Origin of the sequence: Leifsonia sp. 563, assembly GCF_040545055.1 — a bacterium.
Classification (GTDB): Bacteria; Actinomycetota; Actinomycetes; order Actinomycetales; family Microbacteriaceae; genus Leifsonia.
In genome coordinates this window covers 821,972-842,388 of sequence record NZ_JBEPLE010000001.1, presented here as the reverse complement: position 1 = coordinate 842,388, position 20,417 = coordinate 821,972, and the positions used below count along the sequence as shown (strand labels likewise).

General features: G+C 69.9%; 22 protein-coding genes. 7 read left to right on the top strand and 15 right to left on the bottom strand.

Annotated features, from left to right (window positions below; genetic code table 11):
- The first annotated feature begins 150 nt into the window (after nucleotides 1–150).
- The 3 genes from ABIC47_RS04115 to ABIC47_RS04105 all read left to right on the top strand — a co-directional run bounded on the left by ABIC47_RS04115 (nucleotide 151) and on the right by ABIC47_RS04105 (nucleotide 4,096).
- Complete coding sequence (locus ABIC47_RS04115; protein ID WP_354477461.1) at nucleotides 151–1,047, top strand: SDR family NAD(P)-dependent oxidoreductase; 897 nt, start codon at nucleotides 151–153, stop codon at nucleotides 1,045–1,047.
- A 213-nt stretch (nucleotides 1,048–1,260) separates the two neighbouring features.
- Nucleotides 1,261–2,538, top strand: coding sequence for an MFS transporter (locus ABIC47_RS04110; protein ID WP_354477458.1), 1,278 nt, complete (start codon nucleotides 1,261–1,263; stop codon nucleotides 2,536–2,538).
- Between the two features lie 130 nt (nucleotides 2,539–2,668).
- Nucleotides 2,669–4,096 carry an APC family permease gene (locus ABIC47_RS04105; RefSeq protein ID WP_354477455.1) on the top strand — a complete coding sequence of 476 codons (1,428 nt, stop codon included), beginning with the start codon at nucleotides 2,669–2,671 and terminating at the stop codon, nucleotides 4,094–4,096.
- A 54-nt stretch (nucleotides 4,097–4,150) separates the two neighbouring features.
- Here the strand turns inward: ABIC47_RS04105 and ABIC47_RS04100 are convergent, their stop codons facing one another.
- Complete coding sequence (locus ABIC47_RS04100; protein ID WP_354477452.1) at nucleotides 4,151–4,402, bottom strand: hypothetical protein; 252 nt, start codon at nucleotides 4,400–4,402, stop codon at nucleotides 4,151–4,153.
- Between the two features lie 95 nt (nucleotides 4,403–4,497).
- Between ABIC47_RS04100 and ABIC47_RS04095 the strand changes: the two genes are divergently transcribed.
- On the top strand, nucleotides 4,498–5,337 hold the full coding sequence (locus ABIC47_RS04095; protein ID WP_354477449.1) for an SDR family oxidoreductase: 840 nt from the start codon (nucleotides 4,498–4,500) through the stop codon (nucleotides 5,335–5,337).
- A gap of 77 nt (nucleotides 5,338–5,414) precedes the next feature.
- Here ABIC47_RS04095 and ABIC47_RS04090 read toward each other — a convergent pair whose 3' ends face one another.
- The 6 genes from ABIC47_RS04090 to ABIC47_RS04065 form a co-directional block, all read right to left on the bottom strand.
- The gene (locus tag ABIC47_RS04090; RefSeq protein WP_018192407.1) at nucleotides 5,415–5,882 is read right to left on the bottom strand and encodes an SRPBCC family protein; all 468 of its coding nucleotides are present in this window, start codon (nucleotides 5,880–5,882) and stop codon (nucleotides 5,415–5,417) included.
- 101 nt (nucleotides 5,883–5,983) lie between these two features.
- Complete coding sequence (locus ABIC47_RS04085) at nucleotides 5,984–6,796, bottom strand: ABC transporter permease (protein WP_354477446.1); 813 nt, start codon at nucleotides 6,794–6,796, stop codon at nucleotides 5,984–5,986.
- Between the two features lie 7 nt (nucleotides 6,797–6,803).
- Nucleotides 6,804–7,841, bottom strand: coding sequence for an aliphatic sulfonate ABC transporter substrate-binding protein (locus ABIC47_RS04080; protein WP_354477443.1), 1,038 nt, complete (start codon nucleotides 7,839–7,841; stop codon nucleotides 6,804–6,806).
- A 73-nt stretch (nucleotides 7,842–7,914) separates the two neighbouring features.
- Nucleotides 7,915–8,796: an ABC transporter ATP-binding protein gene (locus ABIC47_RS04075; protein WP_018192404.1), complete on the bottom strand. Its 882-nt coding sequence runs from the start codon at nucleotides 8,794–8,796 to the stop codon at nucleotides 7,915–7,917.
- 103 nt (nucleotides 8,797–8,899) lie between these two features.
- Nucleotides 8,900–9,316 (bottom strand): hypothetical protein, encoded by a 417-nt coding sequence (locus ABIC47_RS04070; protein WP_354477440.1) that lies wholly within the window; start codon nucleotides 9,314–9,316, stop codon nucleotides 8,900–8,902.
- A gap of 10 nt (nucleotides 9,317–9,326) precedes the next feature.
- Complete coding sequence (locus ABIC47_RS04065) at nucleotides 9,327–10,175, bottom strand: exodeoxyribonuclease III (protein ID WP_354477437.1); 849 nt, start codon at nucleotides 10,173–10,175, stop codon at nucleotides 9,327–9,329.
- A gap of 109 nt (nucleotides 10,176–10,284) precedes the next feature.
- Between ABIC47_RS04065 and pyrE the strand changes: the two genes are divergently transcribed.
- Nucleotides 10,285–10,839 (top strand): orotate phosphoribosyltransferase, encoded by a 555-nt coding sequence (gene pyrE / locus ABIC47_RS04060; protein WP_089878297.1) that lies wholly within the window; start codon nucleotides 10,285–10,287, stop codon nucleotides 10,837–10,839.
- Complete coding sequence (locus tag ABIC47_RS04055) at nucleotides 10,839–13,508, top strand: hypothetical protein (RefSeq protein WP_354477433.1); 2,670 nt, start codon at nucleotides 10,839–10,841, stop codon at nucleotides 13,506–13,508. The genes pyrE and ABIC47_RS04055 overlap by 1 nt, the downstream gene beginning before the upstream one ends.
- 10 nt (nucleotides 13,509–13,518) lie before the next feature.
- On the opposite strand, the gene ABIC47_RS04050 is transcribed toward ABIC47_RS04055, so the two are convergent.
- Together ABIC47_RS04050 and ABIC47_RS04045 are read right to left on the bottom strand one after the other, a co-directional pair.
- Entirely contained in the window at nucleotides 13,519–14,073 is a 555-nt protein-coding gene (locus tag ABIC47_RS04050; protein WP_354477430.1) for a DUF4303 domain-containing protein, read from the bottom strand.
- Between the two features lie 31 nt (nucleotides 14,074–14,104).
- A complete protein-coding gene (locus ABIC47_RS04045; RefSeq protein ID WP_018192399.1) occupies nucleotides 14,105–14,902 on the bottom strand; it encodes an HAD-IIA family hydrolase in 798 nt (265 codons plus the stop codon).
- A 95-nt stretch (nucleotides 14,903–14,997) separates the two neighbouring features.
- On the opposite strand from ABIC47_RS04045, the gene ABIC47_RS04040 reads away from it, so the two are divergent.
- Nucleotides 14,998–15,633, top strand: a complete 636-nt coding sequence (locus ABIC47_RS04040) for a TrmH family RNA methyltransferase (protein WP_354477427.1) — start codon at nucleotides 14,998–15,000, stop codon at nucleotides 15,631–15,633.
- On the opposite strand, the gene ABIC47_RS04035 is transcribed toward ABIC47_RS04040, so the two are convergent.
- The 6 genes from ABIC47_RS04035 to ABIC47_RS04010 form a co-directional block, all read right to left on the bottom strand.
- On the bottom strand, nucleotides 15,630–16,040 hold the full coding sequence (locus ABIC47_RS04035; RefSeq protein WP_354477424.1) for a DUF3052 domain-containing protein: 411 nt from the start codon (nucleotides 16,038–16,040) through the stop codon (nucleotides 15,630–15,632). The genes ABIC47_RS04040 and ABIC47_RS04035 overlap by 4 nt on opposite strands.
- A complete protein-coding gene (locus ABIC47_RS04030) occupies nucleotides 16,028–16,867 on the bottom strand; it encodes a metallophosphoesterase family protein (protein WP_089878282.1) in 840 nt (279 codons plus the stop codon). The genes ABIC47_RS04035 and ABIC47_RS04030 overlap by 13 nt, the downstream gene beginning before the upstream one ends.
- Before the next feature lie 69 nt (nucleotides 16,868–16,936).
- Nucleotides 16,937–17,101 (bottom strand): hypothetical protein, encoded by a 165-nt coding sequence (locus ABIC47_RS04025; RefSeq protein ID WP_018192395.1) that lies wholly within the window; start codon nucleotides 17,099–17,101, stop codon nucleotides 16,937–16,939.
- Nucleotides 17,102–17,192: 91 nt separating this feature from the next.
- Complete coding sequence (locus ABIC47_RS04020) at nucleotides 17,193–19,046, bottom strand: YhgE/Pip family protein (protein ID WP_354477421.1); 1,854 nt, start codon at nucleotides 19,044–19,046, stop codon at nucleotides 17,193–17,195.
- On the bottom strand, nucleotides 19,043–19,741 hold the full coding sequence (locus ABIC47_RS04015) for a hypothetical protein (protein ID WP_354477418.1): 699 nt from the start codon (nucleotides 19,739–19,741) through the stop codon (nucleotides 19,043–19,045). Before ABIC47_RS04015 ends, ABIC47_RS04020 begins: the two co-directional genes overlap by 4 nt.
- Entirely contained in the window at nucleotides 19,738–20,397 is a 660-nt protein-coding gene (locus ABIC47_RS04010) for a TetR/AcrR family transcriptional regulator (RefSeq protein WP_018192392.1), read from the bottom strand. The genes ABIC47_RS04015 and ABIC47_RS04010 overlap by 4 nt, the downstream gene beginning before the upstream one ends.
- Nucleotides 20,398–20,417 lie beyond the last annotated feature (20 nt).

The following is a 20,417-nucleotide window of genomic DNA, read 5'->3' as shown; positions in this document are numbered from 1 at the left end:
TCCGATGCGCAACAAACCCTTCCGTCACCCCCACCGTCGAGTCCGCACAAATTGCACACGAAACGCCGCGCGGGCGTGCAAAGTTTGCGGACTCGACGGTGGGCGGAGGCCGGAGGCGACGGGAGGGACGGACGCTGCGATGATGGGGGGATGGCGAGAACGGTTCGCGGGGCGCGTGTACTCATCACCGGCGCGGCCTCGGGCATGGGGCGGCTGTACGCCGAGCGCGCCGTGCTCGAAGGCGCGCGAGCGGTCGTGCTCTGGGACCGGGACGAGGCTGCGCTCACCGAGCTGACGCACCGGTTGCGGCGCGAAGTGCTCGCCGGACGCACCGCCGCTGCCTGGGGAGCGCCGCCACGGTCACCGAGTTCGGCGGCCGGGAAGGCATCCACCAGTGTGCTGCCCTACGTCGTCGACCTCGCGGAGCTCGGGGCGATCGCTCAGAGTGCGCAGGCGGTGCGCAAGGAGCTCGGCGGGATCGACGTGCTCATCAACAACGCGGGCATCGTGCGGGGCAAGTACTTCTGGGAGCACGACAACGGCGACGACACCCGCCCGACCATGCAGGTCAACGCTCTCGCCCCGATGTACGTGACGCGGGAGTTCCTGCCCGGGATGCAGCAGAGCCCACGCGAGGCCCGCATCGTCAACATCGCCTCGGCTGCCGGGACGATCTCCAACCCGCGCATGAGCGTATATGCCGCCAGCAAATGGGCGGTGATCGGCTGGAGCGACAGCGTCCGGCTCGAACTGCAGCAGCAGGGCTACGGCCACGTGAAGGTCACGACGGTCGCGCCGAGCTACATCGACACGGGGATGTTCGAGGGCGCCCGCGGGCCGCTCCTGACCCCCGTGATGAGCCCCGAGTACGTGGTCGACCGGGTCTGGCGGGCGATGCTCGCGGGCCGTCCGATGCTGATGCTGCCCTGGACGGTCGGGCTGGCCCGGACTCTGCGCGGCGTGCTCCCGACCCGTGCGTGGGACGCCGTCGCCGGCCGCGTCTTCGGTGTCTACGACTCGATGGAGGGGTTCACCGGCCGCCGATAGCCCGCGTCGGTACGGTCCGTTCACACTCGTGTGACTGGCGTGATGGTGGCCGCAATCGGCGCAGTGTGAATCTGCCCGTTGGAGCCGAGAGTCCCCGGAATCGGCCGCAGCTCGCATCGATCTTCGGGGTCGGTCGACTTGTCCCCGGACGGGCCGCTGGCTAGTTTTCGAGCGCGCGCATCGCGCGCTTTCGCATGGGAGGGGCAACAGGTTGTGACCGACGTAACCCCGGTTCCTCCGGGGCTATGGAACCGAGATTTCAAGCGCCTCTGGTGGAGTGAAGCGATCTCGTTTTTTGGAAGCCAGCTCACGCTGTTCGCGATTCCGATCGTTGCGCTCGAGTACCTGCACGCGTCCGCCTCCGAGGTCGCATGGATCACCACCGCGGCAGGCATCGGGACGCTCGTGTTTCTCGGATTTCTAGCACCCTGGACCGACAGGGGTCGAAGAACGCGGTTCCTGTTCCTGATGTCCGTGCTCCGGGCCGCCGTGCTGGGAGTCATCGGGCTCCTGTTCTTTGCTGACCACCTTTCGCTTCTCGTGCTCGCCCTCGCGGCCGGCCTGATCTCCGGTCTCACAGGTTTGTATGACAGCGCATTCTCGGCTCTTGTGCCGGGCATCGTGCACCGGTCCAGGTTGCCGGCGGCGAATACCTGGGTCGCGGGCATCCGCTCCGCCGGAGACATCGGCGCAGGCGCGACCGCCGGCATTCTCCTGCAGATATTCTCGCCACTGGCGTTGTTCCTGGCGGACGCTGTCACGTACGTCATCTCCGCTTTCTCGGTGCGTCGCGTTAGCGAGGCGGAGCCGGAGCCGGAGGAACGCCTCACGGTGAGGCGCTATGCATCGTCCATCGTCGCTGGGTTTCGGATGCTCTATCGGAGCACGGTGCTCTGGCCGGTGACCCTGGCCATCGCGCACTTCAATCTCTTCACCGCAGCGATTCAGGCGATCTACATCACTCATGCACTTCGGTCGGGATCGATGAGCCCGGCGGAAGTCGGAGTTGCAGGCGCTCTGGGCGGGGTGCTCGGGCTCCTTTCGATGGCGGCCGCTCCGCGTATCTGGGATCGCCTGCGACCGATCACTGCGCTGGCCCTGACCTTCGCTCTTCCCGCTGTGGCGGGTATCGGGATGCTCGCGCTCGTTCCAGGTCGCACCGTCCTCAACGTGGCCCTTCTTGCGCTCTCGCTGGGTCTGTGGGCAGCGAGCGTCATGACGAACATGACCGGCACGGAGACACTGAAACAGGTACTGGTGCCGAAGCGTGCGTTGGGCTCTTTTTCCGCGGCTAGCCGCATCGTCACCTGGGGGATCGACCCGCTGGGGGCCGCTCTTGCGGCGGTCCTCACTCTGGTGTTTCCGACCGGCGTTGTCCTCGCTCTGGCCAGTCTGGGGATCTTCACCTCCGCAGCATGGGTGCTCGCCTCACGAGCCGTTCGCCGTTTGCCTCGCCTGGCCAGCATTTCGGCGTCTGACGCGGCAGGGTGACCGGCCTGAGGGCCGCGATAAGGCTTTGCACTTCGGGGCATCGGGCCGCCAATAGTCCGCGTCGGTACTCCCATTTCTGTGAGAACTCACATACAGTGGCTCCCCGAGCGAACGTCGAAGGGAGCCGACCGTGAGCGATCCGTCGTGGACCCAGGTGGTCAAGACCGTCGAGCCGGAACAGCCGGAGCTGAAACGAGCCCTCGGGCCGGGACTGCTGCTGCTGTTCATCGTCGGCGACATCCTCGGCACGGGCGTGTACGCCCTGACCGGTCAGGTCGCCGCGGAGGTGGGCGGCGCGGCATGGCTGCCGTTCCTGCTGGCGTTCGCCGTGGCGACCGTGACCGCCTTCTCCTACCTGGAGCTGGTCACCAAGTACCCGCAAGCCGCGGGCGCCGCGCTGTACACGCACAAGGCGTTCGGCATCCACTTCTTCACGTTCATCGTGTGCTTCATCGTCATGACGTCCGGCATCACGTCGGCGTCGACGGCGTCGCGCGCGTTCGCGGTGAACCTCACCGTCGGCTTCGGCATCCCGGATGACAACGTGACGACGCTGCTCATCGCCCTCGCCTTCATCGTGCTCATCATGCTGGTGAACCTGCGCGGCGTCTCCGAGAGCGTGTGGCTCAACGTCGTGCTCACCCTCGTGGAGCTCTCCGGTCTGCTGCTGGTGATCTTCATCGGGCTCTGGGCGATCGGCGGCGGCAACGCGGACTGGTCGCAGGTGGTCGCATTCGAGACGCCGGAGGACAAGGGCGTTCTGCTGGCCGTGAGCACGGCGACCTCGCTGGCGTTCTTCGCCATGGTCGGCTTCGAGGATTCGGTCAACATGGCCGAGGAGACGAAGGAACCGAGCCGGATCTTCCCGAAGATGATGCTGAGCGGACTCGGCATCGCGGCGGTCATCTACGTGCTGGTGTCGATCACCGTCGTCGCGCTGGTCCCGATCGGCCAGCTGGCCGGCAGCGAGACGCCGCTGGTGCTGGCCGTCGAGGCGGCGGCGCCGGGCTTCCCGATCAACGACCTGCTGCCGTTCATCTCGATGTTCGCCGTGGCAAACACCGCTCTCATCAACATGATGATGGCGAGCCGCCTGCTCTATGGCATGAGCCGCCAGAACGTGCTTCCGCCGTTCCTGGCGAAGGTGTCGCCGAAGCGCCGGACGCCGTGGACGGCCATCCTCTTCACCACCGCGCTCGCCGTCGCCCTGATCATCTACGTGTCGCTCGACCCGAAGGGCTCGATCGTCGCGCTGCTGGGAGGCACGACATCCCTGCTTCTGCTCGCGGTGTTCGCGGTCGTCAACGTGGCCGTGCTCGTGCTGCGCAAGCAGCCGGTGGACCACAAGCACTTCCGGTCGCCGACGGTGCTGCCGATCATCGGCGCGATCACCTGCCTGTATCTGGTGTTCCCGTGGACCTCCGGCCGCCCGGTCGGCCAGTACACGATCGCGCTCGGGCTCCTCGGCATCGGCATCCTGCTGTGGATCGTCGAGCGGATCTACTCCGCGGTCGCACGCCGGCGCTCGACACCGGAGAAGGTCGACTCGACCCGCTGACCCGCTGACCCGCTGACCCGCTGACCCACGTGCGACGCCTGATCGCCCGCGCGGTCAGGCGTCGCCGGCGCGGTGACCCGGGTCGCCGCGCTCGACGATCGCGGCGGGGTCGAGGTCGTCCTCCGGTGGCACGGGGATGTCTCCCACGTCGTCGGGGCCGCCGGTGCCCGGGCGCACGGCGGTGCCGTCCGACTCCTCCTGCTTGACCTCCGTCTCGCGCTCGCTCGCTGGGCTGTACGAGCGGTCCTTCGCGGTCTGGTCGGCGTCGCTCTGGTGCTCGTCGGGTGCGTCCGGTGTCGCGTTCATTGGAGGGACGGTACGCGCACATCCCGAGCCGCCCAAGCCCCTGACGTTGTGGGGAAGCGGGTGTTCCGTGGAGGTACACGAATGGAGGTCGATGGATGTCTTTCCCCGAACAGCAGCAACAGCCGCCCGGTACCACCGACGCGATGGACCCGCGCCCCGACCACGGAGAGCAGAGCTACCGCGGCAGCGGCAAACTGGCCGGCAAGGTCGCGCTCATCACCGGCGCGGACAGCGGCATCGGCAAGGCGGTCGCCATCGCCTACGCCCGCGAGGGAGCCGATGTCGCCATCTCGTACCTGAGCGAGGACGACGACGCCGAGGACACCGCGAAGTGGGTGCGCGAGGCCGGACGGAAGGCCCTCCTCTTGCCTGGCGATGTCTCCGACCCGCAGCACTGCCGGGACATCGTCGCGAAGACCGTGGAGGAGCTCGGCGGCATCGACGTGCTCGTCAGCAACGCGGCGTACCAGATGACGCACGAGTCGCTGGAGGAGATCCCGGACGAGGAGTGGGATCACACCATCGCGACGAACATCTCCGCCTTCTTCCACCTGGCGAAGGCATCCGTGCCGCACATGAAGCCGGGAGCGAGCATCATCGGCTCGTCGTCCGTCAACTCCGACATGCCCTCTCCGACACTGCTTCCGTACGCGGCGACGAAGGCGGCCATCGCCAACATGACGGCATCGCTCGCGCAGCTGCTCGGCGAGAAGGGCATCCGGGCCAACAGCGTCGCGCCGGGTCCCATCTGGACGCCGCTCATCCCCTCCACCATGCCGGTGGAGAAGGTGAGCCAGTTCGGGAGCGACACCCCGCTCGGGCGGGCGGGCCAGCCGGCCGAGCTGGCGTCGGTCTACGTGCTGTTGGCGTCCGACGAGGGCTCGTACATCTCGGGTGCACGGATCGCCGTCACCGGCGGGCGTCCCATCCTGTAGTCGGTGGACACGGAGAACGGCGCCGGTGCAGATCGCACCGGCGCCGTTCTCGTCGCTCTGGGGGAGGAGCGGACGGATCAGACCGTGTCGCCGCGGTCCACCTCGCCGCGCCAGGCACCCGTCTCGGTGCCCTGCGACTCGATGAACTTCTTGAAGTTCTCGAGGTCCTTCTTCACGGCGTGGTCGTCGAGGCCGAACACGGACCCGATCTTCTCGAGCGCGTCGGACGGCGCCCACTCCAGCTGCACCGTCACCTTGGTCTCGGTGTCGGAGAGCCGGTGGAAGGTCACGACGCCCGCGTGCTCCGTGTCACCCGCGACGGACTTCCACGCCACCCGCTCGTCCGGAAGCTGCTCGGTGATGACCGTGTCGAACTGCCGCTCCGCGCCGCCGATCTTCACGCGCCAGTGGTTGGTGGTGTCGTCGACCTGGCGGATCTCCTCGACCTCGTCGAGGAAGTGCGGGAAGGACTCGAACTGGGTCCACTGGTTGTACGCCGTCGAGACCGGCACGTTGACGTCGATGGACTTGGTCACTGCAGCCATTACGGCTCCTTTCGCTGTCATCTGGGTTCCGGGACGACGGTAGGCCCGGCAGCGAATGGGTATAGACCCTGGACTTCACAGGTGGATCGTGCGACGAGCGCTCAGCCCCAGCGGCGGGCCGTCCACCGTTCGAACAGACCGAGCAGCGAGTCGGTGATGATGCCCAGGATCGCCAGCAGGATGATCGCCAGGAAGAGGCGGTCGGTCCGGCCGTTGTTCTGCGAGTCGATGAGCAGGAAGCCGAGTCCCATCGACGACGCGATCAGCTCGGCGGCGACGAGGAACAGCCATGCCTGCGCCATCGCGAGTCGGAGACCGGAGATCACCGACGGCAGCACGGCGGGGAGTTGGACGGTCGTCAAGAGCCGGACGCCGTTCAGCCCGAACGCGCGTCCCGCCTCCACCAGCTGACGGTCGACGTGCTTGAGCGCAGCGCCGACCGTCGTGTAGACGGGGAAGAACGCGCCGATCGCGATCAGGATGATCTTCGAGTCCTCGCCGATCTTGAACCACAGGATCAGCAGGGGCACCCAGGCGAGCGACGGAACCGCCCGGATGGCGGCGAGCGTCGGGCTGAACAGCACATCCGACCAGCGCGACAGACCCACCAGAGCCCCGAGCAGGAGGCCGAGGCCCGCGCCGAAAGCGAAGCCGATGAGCACCCGCTGGGTCGAGATCGCCACGAACTGCCCCAGCAATCCACGCTGGGCGAGGTCGACCGCGGCCTCCCACACCATCGCCGGCGACGGCAGCTGCGACGACGTGAACGCACCGGAGGTCGACGCCACCTGCCACGCGGCGAGCAGCACGACGGGGATGACGAACCCCGCGGCGATCCTCACCCCGCGGCGCGACAGCACGGACGTGCGGGTGGCCGCCGTCGTGACGACCTCCGGTGCGCTCTGGACGGTCATGGATGCGTCAGCCTTCGATGGCGCTCGGGTCGGCCTTCTTCGCGAAGGTCGGGTCGAGCAGCGAGTCGAGTGCCTTGTCGATGTCGGTCTGGGACTTCACGTCGCCGGATTCGACGAAGATCGGGCCCACCTTCTTCAGCACGGCCAGCTGCGCGTTGCCGGGGATGTTCGAGACGTCCAGGTTGGTGCGCTCGGTGATCACCGTGGTGGCGACGGCGGGGTCGATGCCGGCGACATCCGAGAGGATCTTCGCGGTCTCATCGGGGTGCTTCTCGGCCCAGGCCCGGGCGTACTCGTAGGTGTTCACGACGGTCTGGGCGACATCCGGCTTCGAGTCGAGGAACGACTCCGTGGCGTTGAGGAAGCCGTAGGTGTTGAACTTCACGTTGCGGTAGATGAGCTTCGCGCCCGACTTCTCGGCGTTGGCCATGATCGGGTCGAGGCCGCTCCACGCGTCGACGGAGCCGTTCTGCAGGGCGGCCCAGCCGTCGGCGTGCTGGAGGTTCTGGATGGTGACATCCTTGGCCGAGAGACCGTTCGCCTCGAGCGCCTGCAGCAGGAAGAAGTACGGGTCGGTGCCCTTCGTGGCCGCGACCTGCTTGCCCTTGAGGTCCTTCACCGACGTGATGGTCGAGTTCGGGCCGACGACGATGGCCGACCACTCGGGCTGCGAGAAGATGTCGATGGTCTTGATCTGCGATCCGTTCGAGCGGGCCAGCAGCGCGGCCGAGCCGGCGGTCGAGCCGACGTCGATCGCGCCGGAGCGGAGCGCCTCGTTCGCCTTGTTGGAGCCGGCGGACTGCACCCAGTTGACCGTGATGTCCTGCTTCTTCAGGGCCTTCTCCAGCCAGCCCTCCTTCTTGATGACGAGGCTGAGCGGGTTGTAAGTCGCGAAGTCGATGTTGAGCGTTCCGCCCTTCGTCACTCCGGCGGAGTTGGTGGCGCCGGAGGCGGAGCCCTCGCCGGCGACGCAGCCGGTCAGCAGCAGGCTGGCGGCCGCGACGATTCCGGCGGCGGCGGTCAGGATGGTGGGTCTGCGGCGCATGATGCCTCTCTCGGGGGTGTGTGGGGGAGCGGGTGGTGCGGCTGTGGTGGTGCTCTGGTGCGGGTGGTGCGGTTCAGTACGGGAAGACGGGGACGGTCGCCCGCTGCTCGTCGCGGGCGCGGCCGTGGCGGTCGATGCCGAGCCCGTCGAGCAGCTCGGCCCGCAGCTGCGCGAGTTCGGCGGAGCCGCGGTCGCGCGGTCGGGTGCCGGGCACGGTCGTGACGCTGCGGATCGTCGAGCCCGGCCGGCCGTCCTCTGCGCCGAGCAGCACGACGCGATCGGCGAGCTGCAGGGCCTCGTCGACGTCGTGCGTGACCAGCAGGATGGTGGCGGGCGCCGCAGCGTGGATGTCGAGCAGGAGGTCCTGCATCTTCAGGCGGGTGAGGGCGTCGAGCGCGCCGAACGGCTCGTCGAGCAGGAGGACGCCCGGGTTGCGGGCCAGGGCACGGGCGAGCGACGCACGCTGCGCCATGCCTCCGGAGACCTCACGGGGCCGGAGCGTCGCGGAACCGGTCAGTCCGACGAGCTCGAGCAGCTGCGCGACCCGCTGCTGCCCGGCGGCGCGTTCGAGGCCGCGCGGCAGACCGAGCGCGACGTTGTCGGCGAGCGAACGCCACGGCAGCAGCCGCGGCTCCTGGAATCCGACGGCGCAGCGGGCGTCGAACCCGGCGACCGCGGTTCCGTCGATGAGGGCGGCTCCGCCGGTGGGCGCGTCGAGGCCGCCGGCGATGCGCAGGAGGGTCGACTTGCCGCATCCACTCGGGCCGAGGATAGCGACGACCTCGCCCGCGCGGATCCGGAGGGACACATCCCGAAGCACCGTGCGCGTGGTGGGGGCCGACGCCTCGCGCCCGCGATCGCCCTGGGTGCGCTTCCCGGAGCGCCGGTTCGGCGCCGGGAACGAGCGCGCGACGCCGGAGAACTCGACGGGGTAGGCGGAGGACGAGGCGGTCATGGTGCTCTGAAACTACCGACGCGGGCGCTGCGCCCGCTGGCCCGGCGCAACGCTTCGTAACGAAAGTTGGCGCAGCCGGTCCGGATGCGGTGGAGGAACGCGACTAGAGGGAGGCGCCAGGCACACCGGAGATGACGAGCGCCGCGCCGCCGACCCACACGCCGACGGCGAGCAGGATGCCCGCGATCGGAACCCAGAAGCTGATGCGCCGGACGATCAGCAGCACCACGGTGACGACCACCGTGATCAGGGTGACGACGCCGGGCCCGAAGAGCGCGATGACGAAGCCGACGCCCATGCGATCGGTGTCGCACACCGTCGACGCCCCACAGGGGTCGCTCGCGAACGCGAGGAAGAACGCGGCGAACGTGAGGATGGCGGCGACGACGACGGCGAACACCAGCAGGATGATCGAGGTCACCAGATCCCAGACGACCACCGGCCGGCGTGCAGGCGCGGGCGGCGGGAAACCCGGCTGAACCGGGTATCCGGAATAACCGGGCGGAGGCGGCGTGCTCATCGTGCGTTCGTCAGCCGAAGATCATCGGTCGGTCGTCGTCATCGTCGGCCGCGGCGATGGGCGCGAGTTCGACGAGCACGGGCACGTGGTCGCTGGGGGCGTCGCCCTTGCGCTCGTTGCGGTGGATGCTCGCATCCACCACCCGGTCGGCGAACGCGCGGGAGCCGAGGATGAAGTCGATGCGGAGCCCCTCGTTGCGTGGGAACCGCAGCTGCTTGTAGTCCCAGTACGTGTAGCCGTCCGGCACGATCGGCCGGACGACATCGGTGAGCCCGGCCTTCTCGAAGGCCGCGAAGGCGGTGCGTTCCGGCGGCGAGATGTGCGTCGAGATGCCGGGCACCAGGCTCGGGTCGCCGACGTCGGAATCGAGCGGCGCGACGTTCCAGTCGCCCATGAGCGCCAGCTGGAGGGCGGGATCGTCGGCGAGCCAGCGCTGCGTGTCGGCGGCCAGCGCGGCCAGCCAGTCGAGCTTGTAGACGTAGTGCGGGTCGGCGAGCGATCGGCCGTTGGGCACGTACAGGCTCCAGAGCCGGATGCCCTCGACCGTCGCGCCGATCGCGCGCGCCTCCTTCGGGAGGTCGGGCCCGTCATGGTCTTTGAGGAATCCCGGCATGTCGGGGAACCCGATGGTCACGTCCTCCAGCGGCAGGCGGCTGGCGATGGCGACGCCGTTCCACTGGTTCAGGCCGTGCAGCACGACCTCGTAACCCGCGTCGTCGAACGGCTGGTACGGGAACTGCTCGGGCTTGCACTTGATCTCCTGCATGGCGAGCACATCCACGTCTTCGCGGACCATCCAGTCGACGACGCGGCCCACGCGGGTGCGGATCGAGTTCACATTCCAGGTCGCGACGCGCATGCTCCGATCGTATCGGCCGCCGCCGACGTCGCCCGAGCCGGGAGGCGTCCGTGGAACAGGGACGCCCTGTGGAGAACTCCCGGGGTCCGGCGGGTTCCCCTCTAGAATCATGGATGTGACCGACGCACGACAGCAGCTCATCGACTACATCGCCGCCGAGGCCGTGTTCCACGGCGACTTCACGCTCACCAGCGGCAAGAAGGCGAGCTACTACGTCGACCTGCGCAAGGTCAGCCTCGACCACCGCGTCGCGCCGCTCATCGGCCGCGTCATGATCGACCTCATCCGCGACATCCCCGACGTCTTCGCCGTCGGCGGCATGACCATGGGCGCCGACCCCGTCGCCGCGGCGATCCTCCACCAGGGTGCCGCCCAGGGCCTCACCTACGACGCGTTCGTCGTGCGCAAGGAGCCGAAGGACCACGGCCGCGGCAAGCAGGTCGAGGGCCCCGACCTCGAGGGCAAGCGCGTGATCGTGCTCGAGGACACCTCAACGACCGGCGGTTCCCCGCTCAAGGCCGCGGAGGCGCTGCGCAAGGTCGGCGCCGAGATCGCCGCCGTCGCCGTCGTGGTCGACCGCGACACCGGCGCCCGTGAGGCCATCGAGGCCGCCGGTTACCCCTACTACGCCGCCATCGGCCTGAAGGACCTGGGGCTGGCATAGTGTCCGACGAGCGCGGGCGGGGCGCTGCGGACGACGAACGTCCGTACGAACGACGGGACGCGCCCGAGGTCCCGGCCGAACAGCCGGAGGCAGAGGAGCCCGAGTTCGGCAGCGCCGACTGGCTGCTGCAGCAGCTGACCGGCGGGCGCCACGTCGATCGTCCCGCCGATGCGCCCGAGACAATCGAGGCGTCCGATGTTCCGGCAGGCGACGCTGAAGAAGAAGCGGACGCGGAACCGGCACCGGCCGCCCCCACTCCTCCGATCGCGATGGATGCCGCGCCCGCGACTGCGGCATCGGACGAGCCGTCGCCGTTCGACGAACTGTTGGGCAGTGTCATCGAGGAGCCCGAGGTCGTCGAGGAGCAGCCGACGGAGTTCCCGGTCGCATTCAACTGGAACCTGACTCCGGGAGTCGGCGGCGACCCCCTGGTCGAGCAGGAGGAGGCGTCCCGTCCGGCGGAGGAAGAGACGGCTCCCTTCGCTGCGGAGCAGAGCGAGCCGGTAGCGACGGCGAGCGAGCCGACGCCGACCGACCCGACGCCGACCGCACTCTTCGAACCGCTCGGAGTCGAGACGCCGTCCGACGAACCGGCCGCACCTGCGGAGCCGCTTGCGTCTGCGGAGTCGGCTGCGGCCGCCGAGCCCGAGCCCGAGCCGGAAGCCGATGCCGCGCCTCCACTCGTACCGCCGGTGTTCCGTTCGACGTTCGTGGAGCCGAAGGCACCCAGCTCGGCGGGCATCTTCGCCCCGTTCGCCGCGCCCGAGGAGCCGTCGCCGGCCGAGCCGTCGGCGACCGAGCCGTCGGACGACGAGGAGCCGCCCGCCGCCGTCCGTTCCTGGGTGATCGAACCGGCGCTGCCGACGCCCGCGCCCGAACCGGAGAAGCCGCGGACCATCTTCGACGCGCCCGAGATCCCCGCCGACGACGAGGATGAGTCGGACGAGCAGGAGGGCCACGGCCTTGCCGCGCTGCTCGGCTTCGGAGCGCCCGAGTCCGATGTTCCGTCCGGCCGATCCGTCATCGGTGACACGACGAGCGTCATCCCGATCGACCCGTCCGCGTTCACCCGGCCGCCCGCGCCGACCGAGCCGCCCGCCACGCCCATCGCCGATGCGATCCTCCCTCCGGCCGAGGATCCGCTCACGGTCCCGTCGTCGTTGCACCAGCCGGTCCTTCCCCCGATCGACGCGGCAGCGCTCTTCGAGCCGCCGGTCGAGACGCCGGAGCAGCAGCAGGATGCGGCGGAGATCGCCGACCTCCTGCGCGCGTCTCACGAGGAGCCGGAACTCGCCGCACCGCCCGCGTCGCCGTCGGCATACGAGCCGCCCGCAGTGTTCGACGCCCCGGACGTCGTCGACACCCCGACGCAGCAGCTCGACACATCCGAGATCGCTGCGCTGCTGCGCGACGAGCCCGTCGAATCCCTTCCGTCGGCTCCGGCCTTCCCCGCCGCGGAGGCCGAACTGGCGATGGGTGGCCTGCCGTCGCCCGCCACCAGCCCGATCGACGCCGAGAGCATCGCGAGCGCCTCAGAGCCGGAGCCGTTCGCCACGGACCCGTTCGCGCCGGAGCCGTTCGCCACTGAGCCGTCGGCCCCTGAAGCCGCTGACGAAACTGCAGCCGACGACGTCGAGGCGGAGGAGTCCGACGGACTGGCCGAGCTGTTCGGCGAGGTGGATGAGGAACCCGAGACCGGCCCCGCATCGCCGATCGTTGTAGAACCGCTCTCGGAGCCGGGCGACGAGAGCACGGACGAATCGATCGACGAAGCGCCGGAGCCCGCGGCCGGAGTCGAGGGTCCGCAGCTCACTGCGACGACACCCTTCGCGTTCACGCAGACCGTCCCTGTCGACACCACCGCAGCCCCGCCCACTGCACCTGAACCGTCCGCTGCCCCGGCGTGGGAGCTTCCCGCCGCGGCAGGCGCCTCGGCCGCAGCCGCCTCCGCTGCGACGGTCGGCACCGGCAGTGCCGCTACCGTTTCCGCGTCCACGGCCGACGGCGCAGCAGGCGCCACCGCCGCACCCGCGTCTCCGACCGGTGGCGACTTCTGGAACTCGCGCAACAACCGCATCCTGCTCATGGTCGGGGGCGCCCTGGCCGTCGTGCTGGTGCTCATCGGTCTCTTCGCGATCGGGACGCGCATCCCGTCGTGGCTCGGTGCCGCCAAACCCGCGCCGGTGGCGGCCACCGCGTCGGCTTCCGCGAAGCCCAGCGCGACCCCGACCCCGACGCCTACCCCGGTGCCCACCGTGACGCCCAAGCCCGCCGCCGCCGTCGGCGCCGGCACGCACCCGTGGGATGCGCTGGGCGGCGGCGAGTGCATCCAGCCGTTCACGACCGTGTGGGCGGAGGAGTTCACCGTCGTCGACTGCGCCGCACCGCACACCGCGCAGCTCGTCTACACCAACCTGCTCTCCGCCGACCCCGCGGCGCCGTATCCCGGCGCAGACGCCCTCGCGCAGCAGATCCCCGGCCTCTGCACGGCGGGCGGAGTTGTGGACCTCGGAGCCGCAGGCGCCTACCCGGACCTCCAGGTCACCGGCTCGTTCCCGGCCACGGAGCAGCAGTGGAAGGACGGCCAGCGCTCGTACTACTGCTTCGCCACCCGGTCGAGCGGCCAGCCGCTCACCTCGTCGGTCGCCGGTCCCGGCCCCGCCGCCTGACCCGCACCGGTCAGCCCTCCGCGCCTCCGGGCGCCGCCAGGTCGGCCTCATACCGCACGAGCGCGCCCGGCGGGTTGATCCGTCGCGCCGACGCGAGCAGCTCCGCCTCCGTGTCGTGTCCGGGGGTCGTCACGTTCAGCACCACCCCGTCACGGGAGGCACCCACACCGAAGAACCCCTCCGCGTCGAGATCTGCGAGCGCTCCGACCATGGCATCCAGCAGTTCCGCGTTGAGTTCGGAAGAACGCTCGTACGGGCCCCCGAGCGCGTCGAACAGTGGCTCGACCTCGGCGAACAGCGGGTCGCCGAAGAGGTCGTAGGGGGAGTCGTTGACCGCCCAGCGCAGCTCGTCCGCATCCACCTCCACGCCCTCGGCGCGACACCGTTCGACCGCGCGCTCCAGACCCTCGAGCGAGCACGCGGTGGGAGCCGGTCTGTGGGCGAGCGGCGTCGTCCAGAGACCGAAGTAGTAGAAGGTCTCCGAGGGGCGTTCGGCACGGAGCGCGGTCCACGCCGAGCGGGCCGCCGCGCGGAGGGCGGAGCGGATGTGCGCGACGTCGTCCACGGTGGAGCTCAGAGTCCGTGCGCCGGGCGGCTCAGAGCTCGGTCTCGATGGGTTCCCGCACGACGAGCTCGTCGACGCCCCGGAGCACCTCGTCCGGCCGGAACGGGTACCGCTCGATCTCGCTGCGGTCGCTGATGCCGGTGAGCACGAGGATGGTGTGCAGCCCGGCCTCGATGCCGGCCACGACGTCCGTGTCCATCCGGTCGCCGATCATGGCGGTGTTCTCGGAGTGCGCGCCGATACGGTTCATCGCCGACCGGAACATCATCGGGTTCGGCTTGCCGACCACGTACGGGTCGCGGCCGGTCGCCTTGGTGATCATCGCCGTCACGGCGCCTGTAGCGGGAAGCGGACCCTCCGCGCTGGGTCCGGTCGCGTCGGGGTTCGTGGAGATGAACCGCGCGCCCTTGCCGATGAGGCGGATCGCCTTGGTGATCGCGTCGAAGGAGTAGCTGCGCGTCTCGCCGACGACGACGTAGTCCGGGTTCGTATCGGTCATGATGAAGCCGGCCTCGTGCAGGGCCGTGGTGAGCCCGGCCTCGCCGATCACGTAGGCGGTGCCGCCGGGCATCTGCGACTTGAGGAAGTCGGCCGTCGCCAGCGCCGACGTCCAGATGGACTCCTCGGGCACATCGAGGCCGGAGGTGCGCAGCCGTGCCGCCAGGTCGCGCGGCGTGAAGATGGAGTTGTTGGTGAGCACGAGGAACGGGGTGCCCTGGTCGCGCCACTGCTGGATGAGGTCGGACGCTCCGGGCAGGGCCTGGTTCTCGTGGACGAGGACGCCGTCCATGTCGGTGAGCCAGCATTCGATCTCGTCGCGACGCGTCACGTGGGACCCCTTTCACCGGGAAGCGGATGCGTCCAGCTTAGGGGCCGCGCCTCTCTCGCGGTGAGGCGGGCGGCCGCGGTGGATACGCTGAACCTGTGGATGAGACGGCGAACCCGACGCACGAACTGACGACCAACGGTGTCGGTCCGTGGCAGGGCGAATGGCCCGACGACCCGCGTTACGACGCCGAACTGCTGCGCCACGGCGACACCCGCAACGTGATCGACCGCTACCGGTACTGGACGATGGAGGCGATCGTCGCCGACCTCGACGAGCACCGCCACCCGTTCCATGTGGCCATCGAGAACTGGCAGCACGACATGAACATCGGCTCGATCGTCCGCAGTGCCAACGCCTTCGCCGCGGACACCGTCCACATCATCGGCCGCCGCCGCTGGAACAAGCGAGGCGCCATGGTCACCGACCGCTACCAGCACGTCGTGCACCACGACGATGTCGCCGCTTTGGTGGAGTGGGCGCGCGGTGAAGGCCTTCCCGTGATCGCGATCGACAACGTGCCGGGGTCGGTCCGGATCGAGACGTTCGCGTTTCCGCGGGAGTGCGTCCTGCTGTTCGGACAGGAGGGTCCGGGTCTGTCGCCGGACGCCCTGGCCGCGGCGGATGCGGTGGTCGAGATCTCGCAGTTCGGCTCGACACGTTCCATCAACGCGTCGGCGGCCGCGGCCGTCGCCATGCACGGGTGGATCCGCCAGCACGTCGCTTTCGACTAGCGGTTGATCCGCCGCCAGACGAGCTTGAGCCCCGACCAGTCCTCGTCCACCGCCGCCACTTTCACATCGACGAGTCCGCGCTCGAGTGCGGCGTCGCGGATGAGGTTCTCCGTCATGTCGCTGACATGCCCGGCTGCTTTGCGCGGCCAGGCCGCCCACACCATCCCGTCGGGGCGGATGCGTTCCCCCAGCTCGTCCAGTTCGTTGAGGAACACCGACGCCTCCCGGTAGAACGCGAGGATGAGTCCGCTCGGCGCCTCGTCGGTCCAGTCGACCTCGGGTGCACCGTCGAGCGGGATGCTCCAGCCGGGATCGGCGTGGAGCACGCTCACGCGCATCCCGGCTTTCAGCCCGAGCTTCTTCCAGAGCGGTGTGCCCGAGTAGCCCGCGGGCGTCACCGTCGCCATCCGGCGTCGTCTGAGATGCGCTTGATTGCGGCCGCATCCAGGTCGTACACCGTCTCGCCGTCGTCCGGCGCCGGCGCAGACACCAGATGCGCCCGGATCGGGCCGTCGTCGGGCAGCTGCACCCACGCGAAGCCCGCGCCCCGCACGGCACGTTCCCGCGGTGCCGGCCAGAGCACATCGGTCGTGTTCGCGACCGCCGGCGCGACGACGACGGGGATGCCCGCCGGCCCCGCCTCGGTGAGGAGGCCGTGGTGGTAGTGCCCCGCCAGGATGAGCCGCACATCCCCCTCGCTGAGCGTGTCGAGCAGCGGCTGGGAGTCGACGAGCCGAAGCGACTCGAACAGCACGGTCGTCGGCGTCACGGGCGGGTGATGGAGGACGACGATGGTCCCGCTCTCGGACGGCGTGGCGAGCAGGTCGCGGAGGCGGTCGAGCTGTGCCTCCTCGACGCGGCCGTACCCGGCGAGCGGCACGCTCGTGTCGACGGTCACCACACGGAAGCCGCGCACGGTCGTCTCGGTCTCGCGCGCGCCGAGCACCTCCTCGAACCCGTCGGGGAGGTCGTGGTTGCCCATCGCGTAGACGACAGCCGCACCCCGCTCGGCCGCCCACGGCTCGAGCGTCGCCTTCAGCTTCCGGTACGACGCCGCCGAGCCGTCGTCGGACAGGTCTCCCGACGCGACGATGAGGTCGACCGCCTCGAGCGACGACGCACGCGCCAGCACGCGATCGAGCGCGGCCAGTGTGTCCACGATGCCGTAGTGCAGCCGGCCGTCGCCGTACAGATGCGTGTCGGAGAGGTGGAGGATGCGCAGCGTATCGGTCACGCCGCCACCCTAGCGCCGGCCACCGTCGCCGGACGCCGTCGCCTGCGCCGCCGCGCGGGCACCGTCACGTCACTCGGTGTCGAGCGCTTCGATGATGGAGTCGACCGCCGTCACCAGGTTGTGCAGCGCCTGGCGCTCGATCGAGTCCTCCGGCAGCTTCTGGATGTCGTAGCTGGCGGCGCTCGCCGCCTGCCGGGCTTGCGCGATGGCTGCCTGGACTTCGAGATCGGCCATGTCGTCCTCCTCGGTTGCGGGTGCTGTCTGCCGCCACCCTAGTGCGGGCGGCGGCCCGACCACCAGAGGTGCGCTGCCCCTCCGGGTCCGCCTACCCGATGAGCGACGGGCGCAGGTCGCGCAGCGTCCGGAAGTGCGTCATCCTCGTCACGCCGATCGCCGCGATGAGCAGCGCGATCAGCATCCACAGCGCGAGCACTCCCGCGTCCGCCCAGGCCGTCGCCGGATTGCCGCCGTACATCAGCTGGCGGATGCCGTCGACCGCGTACGACATCGGCAGCACGTGGTGCAGCGACGCCAGCGGGCCGGGGAGGGTCTGCCAGGGGAACGTGCCGCCCGCGGTGACGAGCTGGAGCACCATCAGCACGAGGCCGAGGAACTGCCCGACGCTGCCGAGCCAGACATTGAGCGCGAGGATGATCGCCGCGAACGTGACGGATGCCAGACCCATCAGCCCGTACATCCCGACCGGGTTGTCGATGCGGAACCCGAGCGCGCCGGAGACGATCGCGAACAGCCCGATCATCTGGATCGCCCCGAGGAGCCCAGGGGTGAGCCAGCCCGCGAGGGTGATCTTGACGGGCGAGTGCAGCGCGGTGATCGCCCGTCGCGACACGGGCTTGACGATGAGGAACAGCGCGTAGATGCCGATCCACGCGGCCAGGGCGACGAAGAACGGGGCGAGGCCGGCGCCGTACGTGCCCGCGGAGGTGATCGAGTCGTTCTTCAGGTTCACCGGGTCGGCGATGGTGGACGCCTGCTTCTTCTGCAGGCTGGGGGAGTTGTCCGGGATGCGGTCGACGCCCTGCTTCAGCCCGTCGCGCAGCTGCGTTGTGCCGTCGTGCAGGGTCGTCAGCCCGTCGCGCAGCTGGGCGGCCCCGCTCGCGGCGGTCGAGGCGCCGGAGGCCAGCTGTGAGGCGCCGGACGCGGCCTGCTGCGAGCCGGACGCGACCTGCGACGCCCCGCCGGCGACCTGGTCGGCGCCCGCGGAGAGCTGGTTGATCTGACCGACGGCGCCCTGGATCTGCGCGTTGCCGGATTGCACCTTCGTGTCGAGGTCGCCGAGCACCGCCTTCACCTCGGCGAGCTGGGCCTCCGTGGCCCCCGCTGCGGTCAGCCGGTTCAGGAGGTCCTGCTGGGCGGCGGGCGCGTCCGCGGCGATCTGGGCTGCCGCGGCGCCCGCCTCGTTCGCCTTCGCGGCGAGCTGCTGGTTGCCCGCGGCCACCTGGGCCGCGCCGTCGCTCACCTGCTGGGCGCCGGACGCCAGCTCTCCGAGCTTGCTCGCCAGCTCCTGAGAGCCGGAGGCGAGCTGTGACGTGCCGTCCGCCAGCTGCGAGGCTCCCGACTGCGCCGTGGCGCTGCCGTCGACCAGCTGGTTCGCGCCGTCGACGGCCGTGACCAGGTTGGATCGGATGTCGGCGAGCCCGACGAGGAACTGCTTGGCCGCCTGCTCGTTCACCTGCTTGACGATCGACGTGCGGATCTTCTCCGCCGCCTGCGTGCCGATCGTGGAGGCGAGGTAGCTGTTGGTGTCGTTGGTCGTCAGCGTGACGACCGCGCGATGCGGGCTGGTGCCGGAGGCGGAGGCCAGCGCGGAGGAGAAGTCCTTCGGGAAGGTGATGCTGAAGTCGTACTTCGAGTCGTCGACCCCGCTCGCGGCGGAGCTCTTCTCCACGCGGTGCCACTGGAACGAGCCGTCGTCGATGAGCTGGTCGGCCACGTCGTCGCCGTAGTTGACGGTCTTGCCGTCGACGGTCGTGCCCGCGTCATCCACCACGATGGCCGCCGGGATGCGGTCCAGGTTCGCGTACGGGTTCTGGTTGGCCCACAGGTAGAGGCCTCCGTACAGGACGGGGACGCACATCAGTGCGATGAGCGCCACGATCGACATCGGGCTGGCGGTGAGACGGCGGAACTCCGCCGCGATCATCTGCGGGATCTTCATGCGCCTTCTTCATTCGGCTGGGTCACGATCAGGTCCGGGAGATCGTCGGTGTCATCCCGGCCGGGGTCTTCGTCAAAGGTGTTCGGTCCGGTCTCGTCCATTCGGGAGACCAACGAGGCGGCGGCGATGGCCGCAGCGGAGGCGTCGCCGGCGACGATGAGCACGGCGATGTCGCGGCCGGCCAGCTCGCGGGCGAACCGCCACCATTCGACCGGGTCGCCTCCGTGCCGGTCGGGGGAGACGATGACCAGCGCATCCACGCCCTTCCGGAGCAGTGCGAGCTCGGCCATCAGCCGGATGCGCACGGTCGGCGGCACGGTGCCGATCGAGGAGCGCGCCCACTCGGAGGCGCCGAGCTCCTTCAGGCAGCGGGACACCGCGACGGGATGCGACGCCCGCCCGGCGAACATCAGCTCCTCGGCGACGATGCCGGCGACGGTCACGTCGGAGGCCGGCTCGGAGACGTCGGGGGCGTCGATGAGGGCGATCCTCCGGCGCATCGCGGCGTAATCGGTGCTGCCGTCGATCGTGACGCTGCCGGCGTCCGGCCGCATCCGCCCGGAAGCGATCAGCCCCAGGATGGTCGGCCGCTGTTCGGTCTCGGCGCGGGCGAGGGACGCGCGGCCGGTCTCGAACGTCGCGGACGTCGGCGGGAGGGCCGCTCCCTTGGTGACCTGATCGAGCACGACCTTCATCGCTGCGCACCTCCGTCGTTCGTCTCCGCGGGCGTGAAGGCCAGCTCGGGGGTGGACGCGATCAGCTCGCCCGCCTCGCGCCAGCTCATGCCTGCTGCGCCGAGCCCCGCCAGCATGACCAGGCGGTGGCCGGCTTCGGGGCTGAGGCGGGCGCGGGTGGCCTCGTCGAGCACCGACACGGCGGCGTTCTCGATGAGGCGCGTCGTGGTCTCGCGGTCGAGGTCTGTGCGGATGCGGCCCGACTCCATCCCGCGCCGGACGGTGTCGCGGAGGCGCTCGCGCGCGGGGTCGAGGGCGGTGCCGACCATCTCGCGGTGCGGGCCGCGGACGGCGAGTGCCGCGCTGACGCGGACATGTTCGACCTCGGCCCAGAGGGTCGCGCCGAACAGCGCGATCTCGACGAGGGGGTCGGGATGCGACACCGGGTCGAGCAGGGCGGCGAGCCGACGTGCGCCGCGGGTGAACACCTCGACCAGCAACTCGTCGCGGGTGGCGAAGTGCCCGTAGACGGCGCGGCGGCTGAGGCCGGCGCGCGCGGCGATGTTCTCGAGCGACGCGTCGATGTCCTCATTGAGGGCGATGGCGGCGGCTCCGAGGATGGCCTCGCGGTTCGCCGTGGCGTCGCGTCGCGGTGCGCGGGTGGAGGGGGTGGGCATGCATCCAGTGTACGCCCTTC

Excerpts from the sequence above, each read along its gene's own strand:
- ABIC47_RS04085 (WP_354477446.1), bottom strand. The coding sequence starts at position 6,796 with ATGACCGTCCAGAGCGCACCGGAGGTCGTCACGACGGCGGCCACCCGC.
- ABIC47_RS04025 (WP_018192395.1), bottom strand. The coding sequence starts at position 17,101 with ATGGCCGATCTCGAAGTCCAGGCAGCCATCGCGCAAGCCCGGCAGGCG.
- ABIC47_RS04095 (WP_354477449.1), top strand. The coding sequence starts at position 4,498 with ATGTCTTTCCCCGAACAGCAGCAACAGCCGCCCGGTACCACCGACGCG.
- ABIC47_RS04115 (WP_354477461.1), top strand. The coding sequence starts at position 151 with ATGGCGAGAACGGTTCGCGGGGCGCGTGTACTCATCACCGGCGCGGCC.
- ABIC47_RS04090 (WP_018192407.1), bottom strand. The coding sequence starts at position 5,882 with ATGGCTGCAGTGACCAAGTCCATCGACGTCAACGTGCCGGTCTCGACG.
- ABIC47_RS04065 (WP_354477437.1), bottom strand. The coding sequence starts at position 10,175 with ATGCGCGTCGCGACCTGGAATGTGAACTCGATCCGCACCCGCGTGGGC.
- ABIC47_RS04035 (WP_354477424.1), bottom strand. The coding sequence starts at position 16,040 with ATGGCGACGGTGACGCCCGCGGGCTACTCGGGCACACCGCTCTGGAAG.
- pyrE (WP_089878297.1), top strand. The coding sequence starts at position 10,285 with ATGGATGTGACCGACGCACGACAGCAGCTCATCGACTACATCGCCGCC.
- ABIC47_RS04075 (WP_018192404.1), bottom strand. The coding sequence starts at position 8,796 with ATGACCGCCTCGTCCTCCGCCTACCCCGTCGAGTTCTCCGGCGTCGCG.
- ABIC47_RS04100 (WP_354477452.1), bottom strand. The coding sequence starts at position 4,402 with ATGAACGCGACACCGGACGCACCCGACGAGCACCAGAGCGACGCCGAC.
- ABIC47_RS04080 (WP_354477443.1), bottom strand. The coding sequence starts at position 7,841 with ATGCGCCGCAGACCCACCATCCTGACCGCCGCCGCCGGAATCGTCGCG.
- ABIC47_RS04010 (WP_018192392.1), bottom strand. The coding sequence starts at position 20,397 with ATGCCCACCCCCTCCACCCGCGCACCGCGACGCGACGCCACGGCGAAC.
- ABIC47_RS04070 (WP_354477440.1), bottom strand. The coding sequence starts at position 9,316 with ATGAGCACGCCGCCTCCGCCCGGTTATTCCGGATACCCGGTTCAGCCG.
- ABIC47_RS04020 (WP_354477421.1), bottom strand. The coding sequence starts at position 19,046 with ATGAAGATCCCGCAGATGATCGCGGCGGAGTTCCGCCGTCTCACCGCC.
- ABIC47_RS04015 (WP_354477418.1), bottom strand. The coding sequence starts at position 19,741 with ATGAAGGTCGTGCTCGATCAGGTCACCAAGGGAGCGGCCCTCCCGCCG.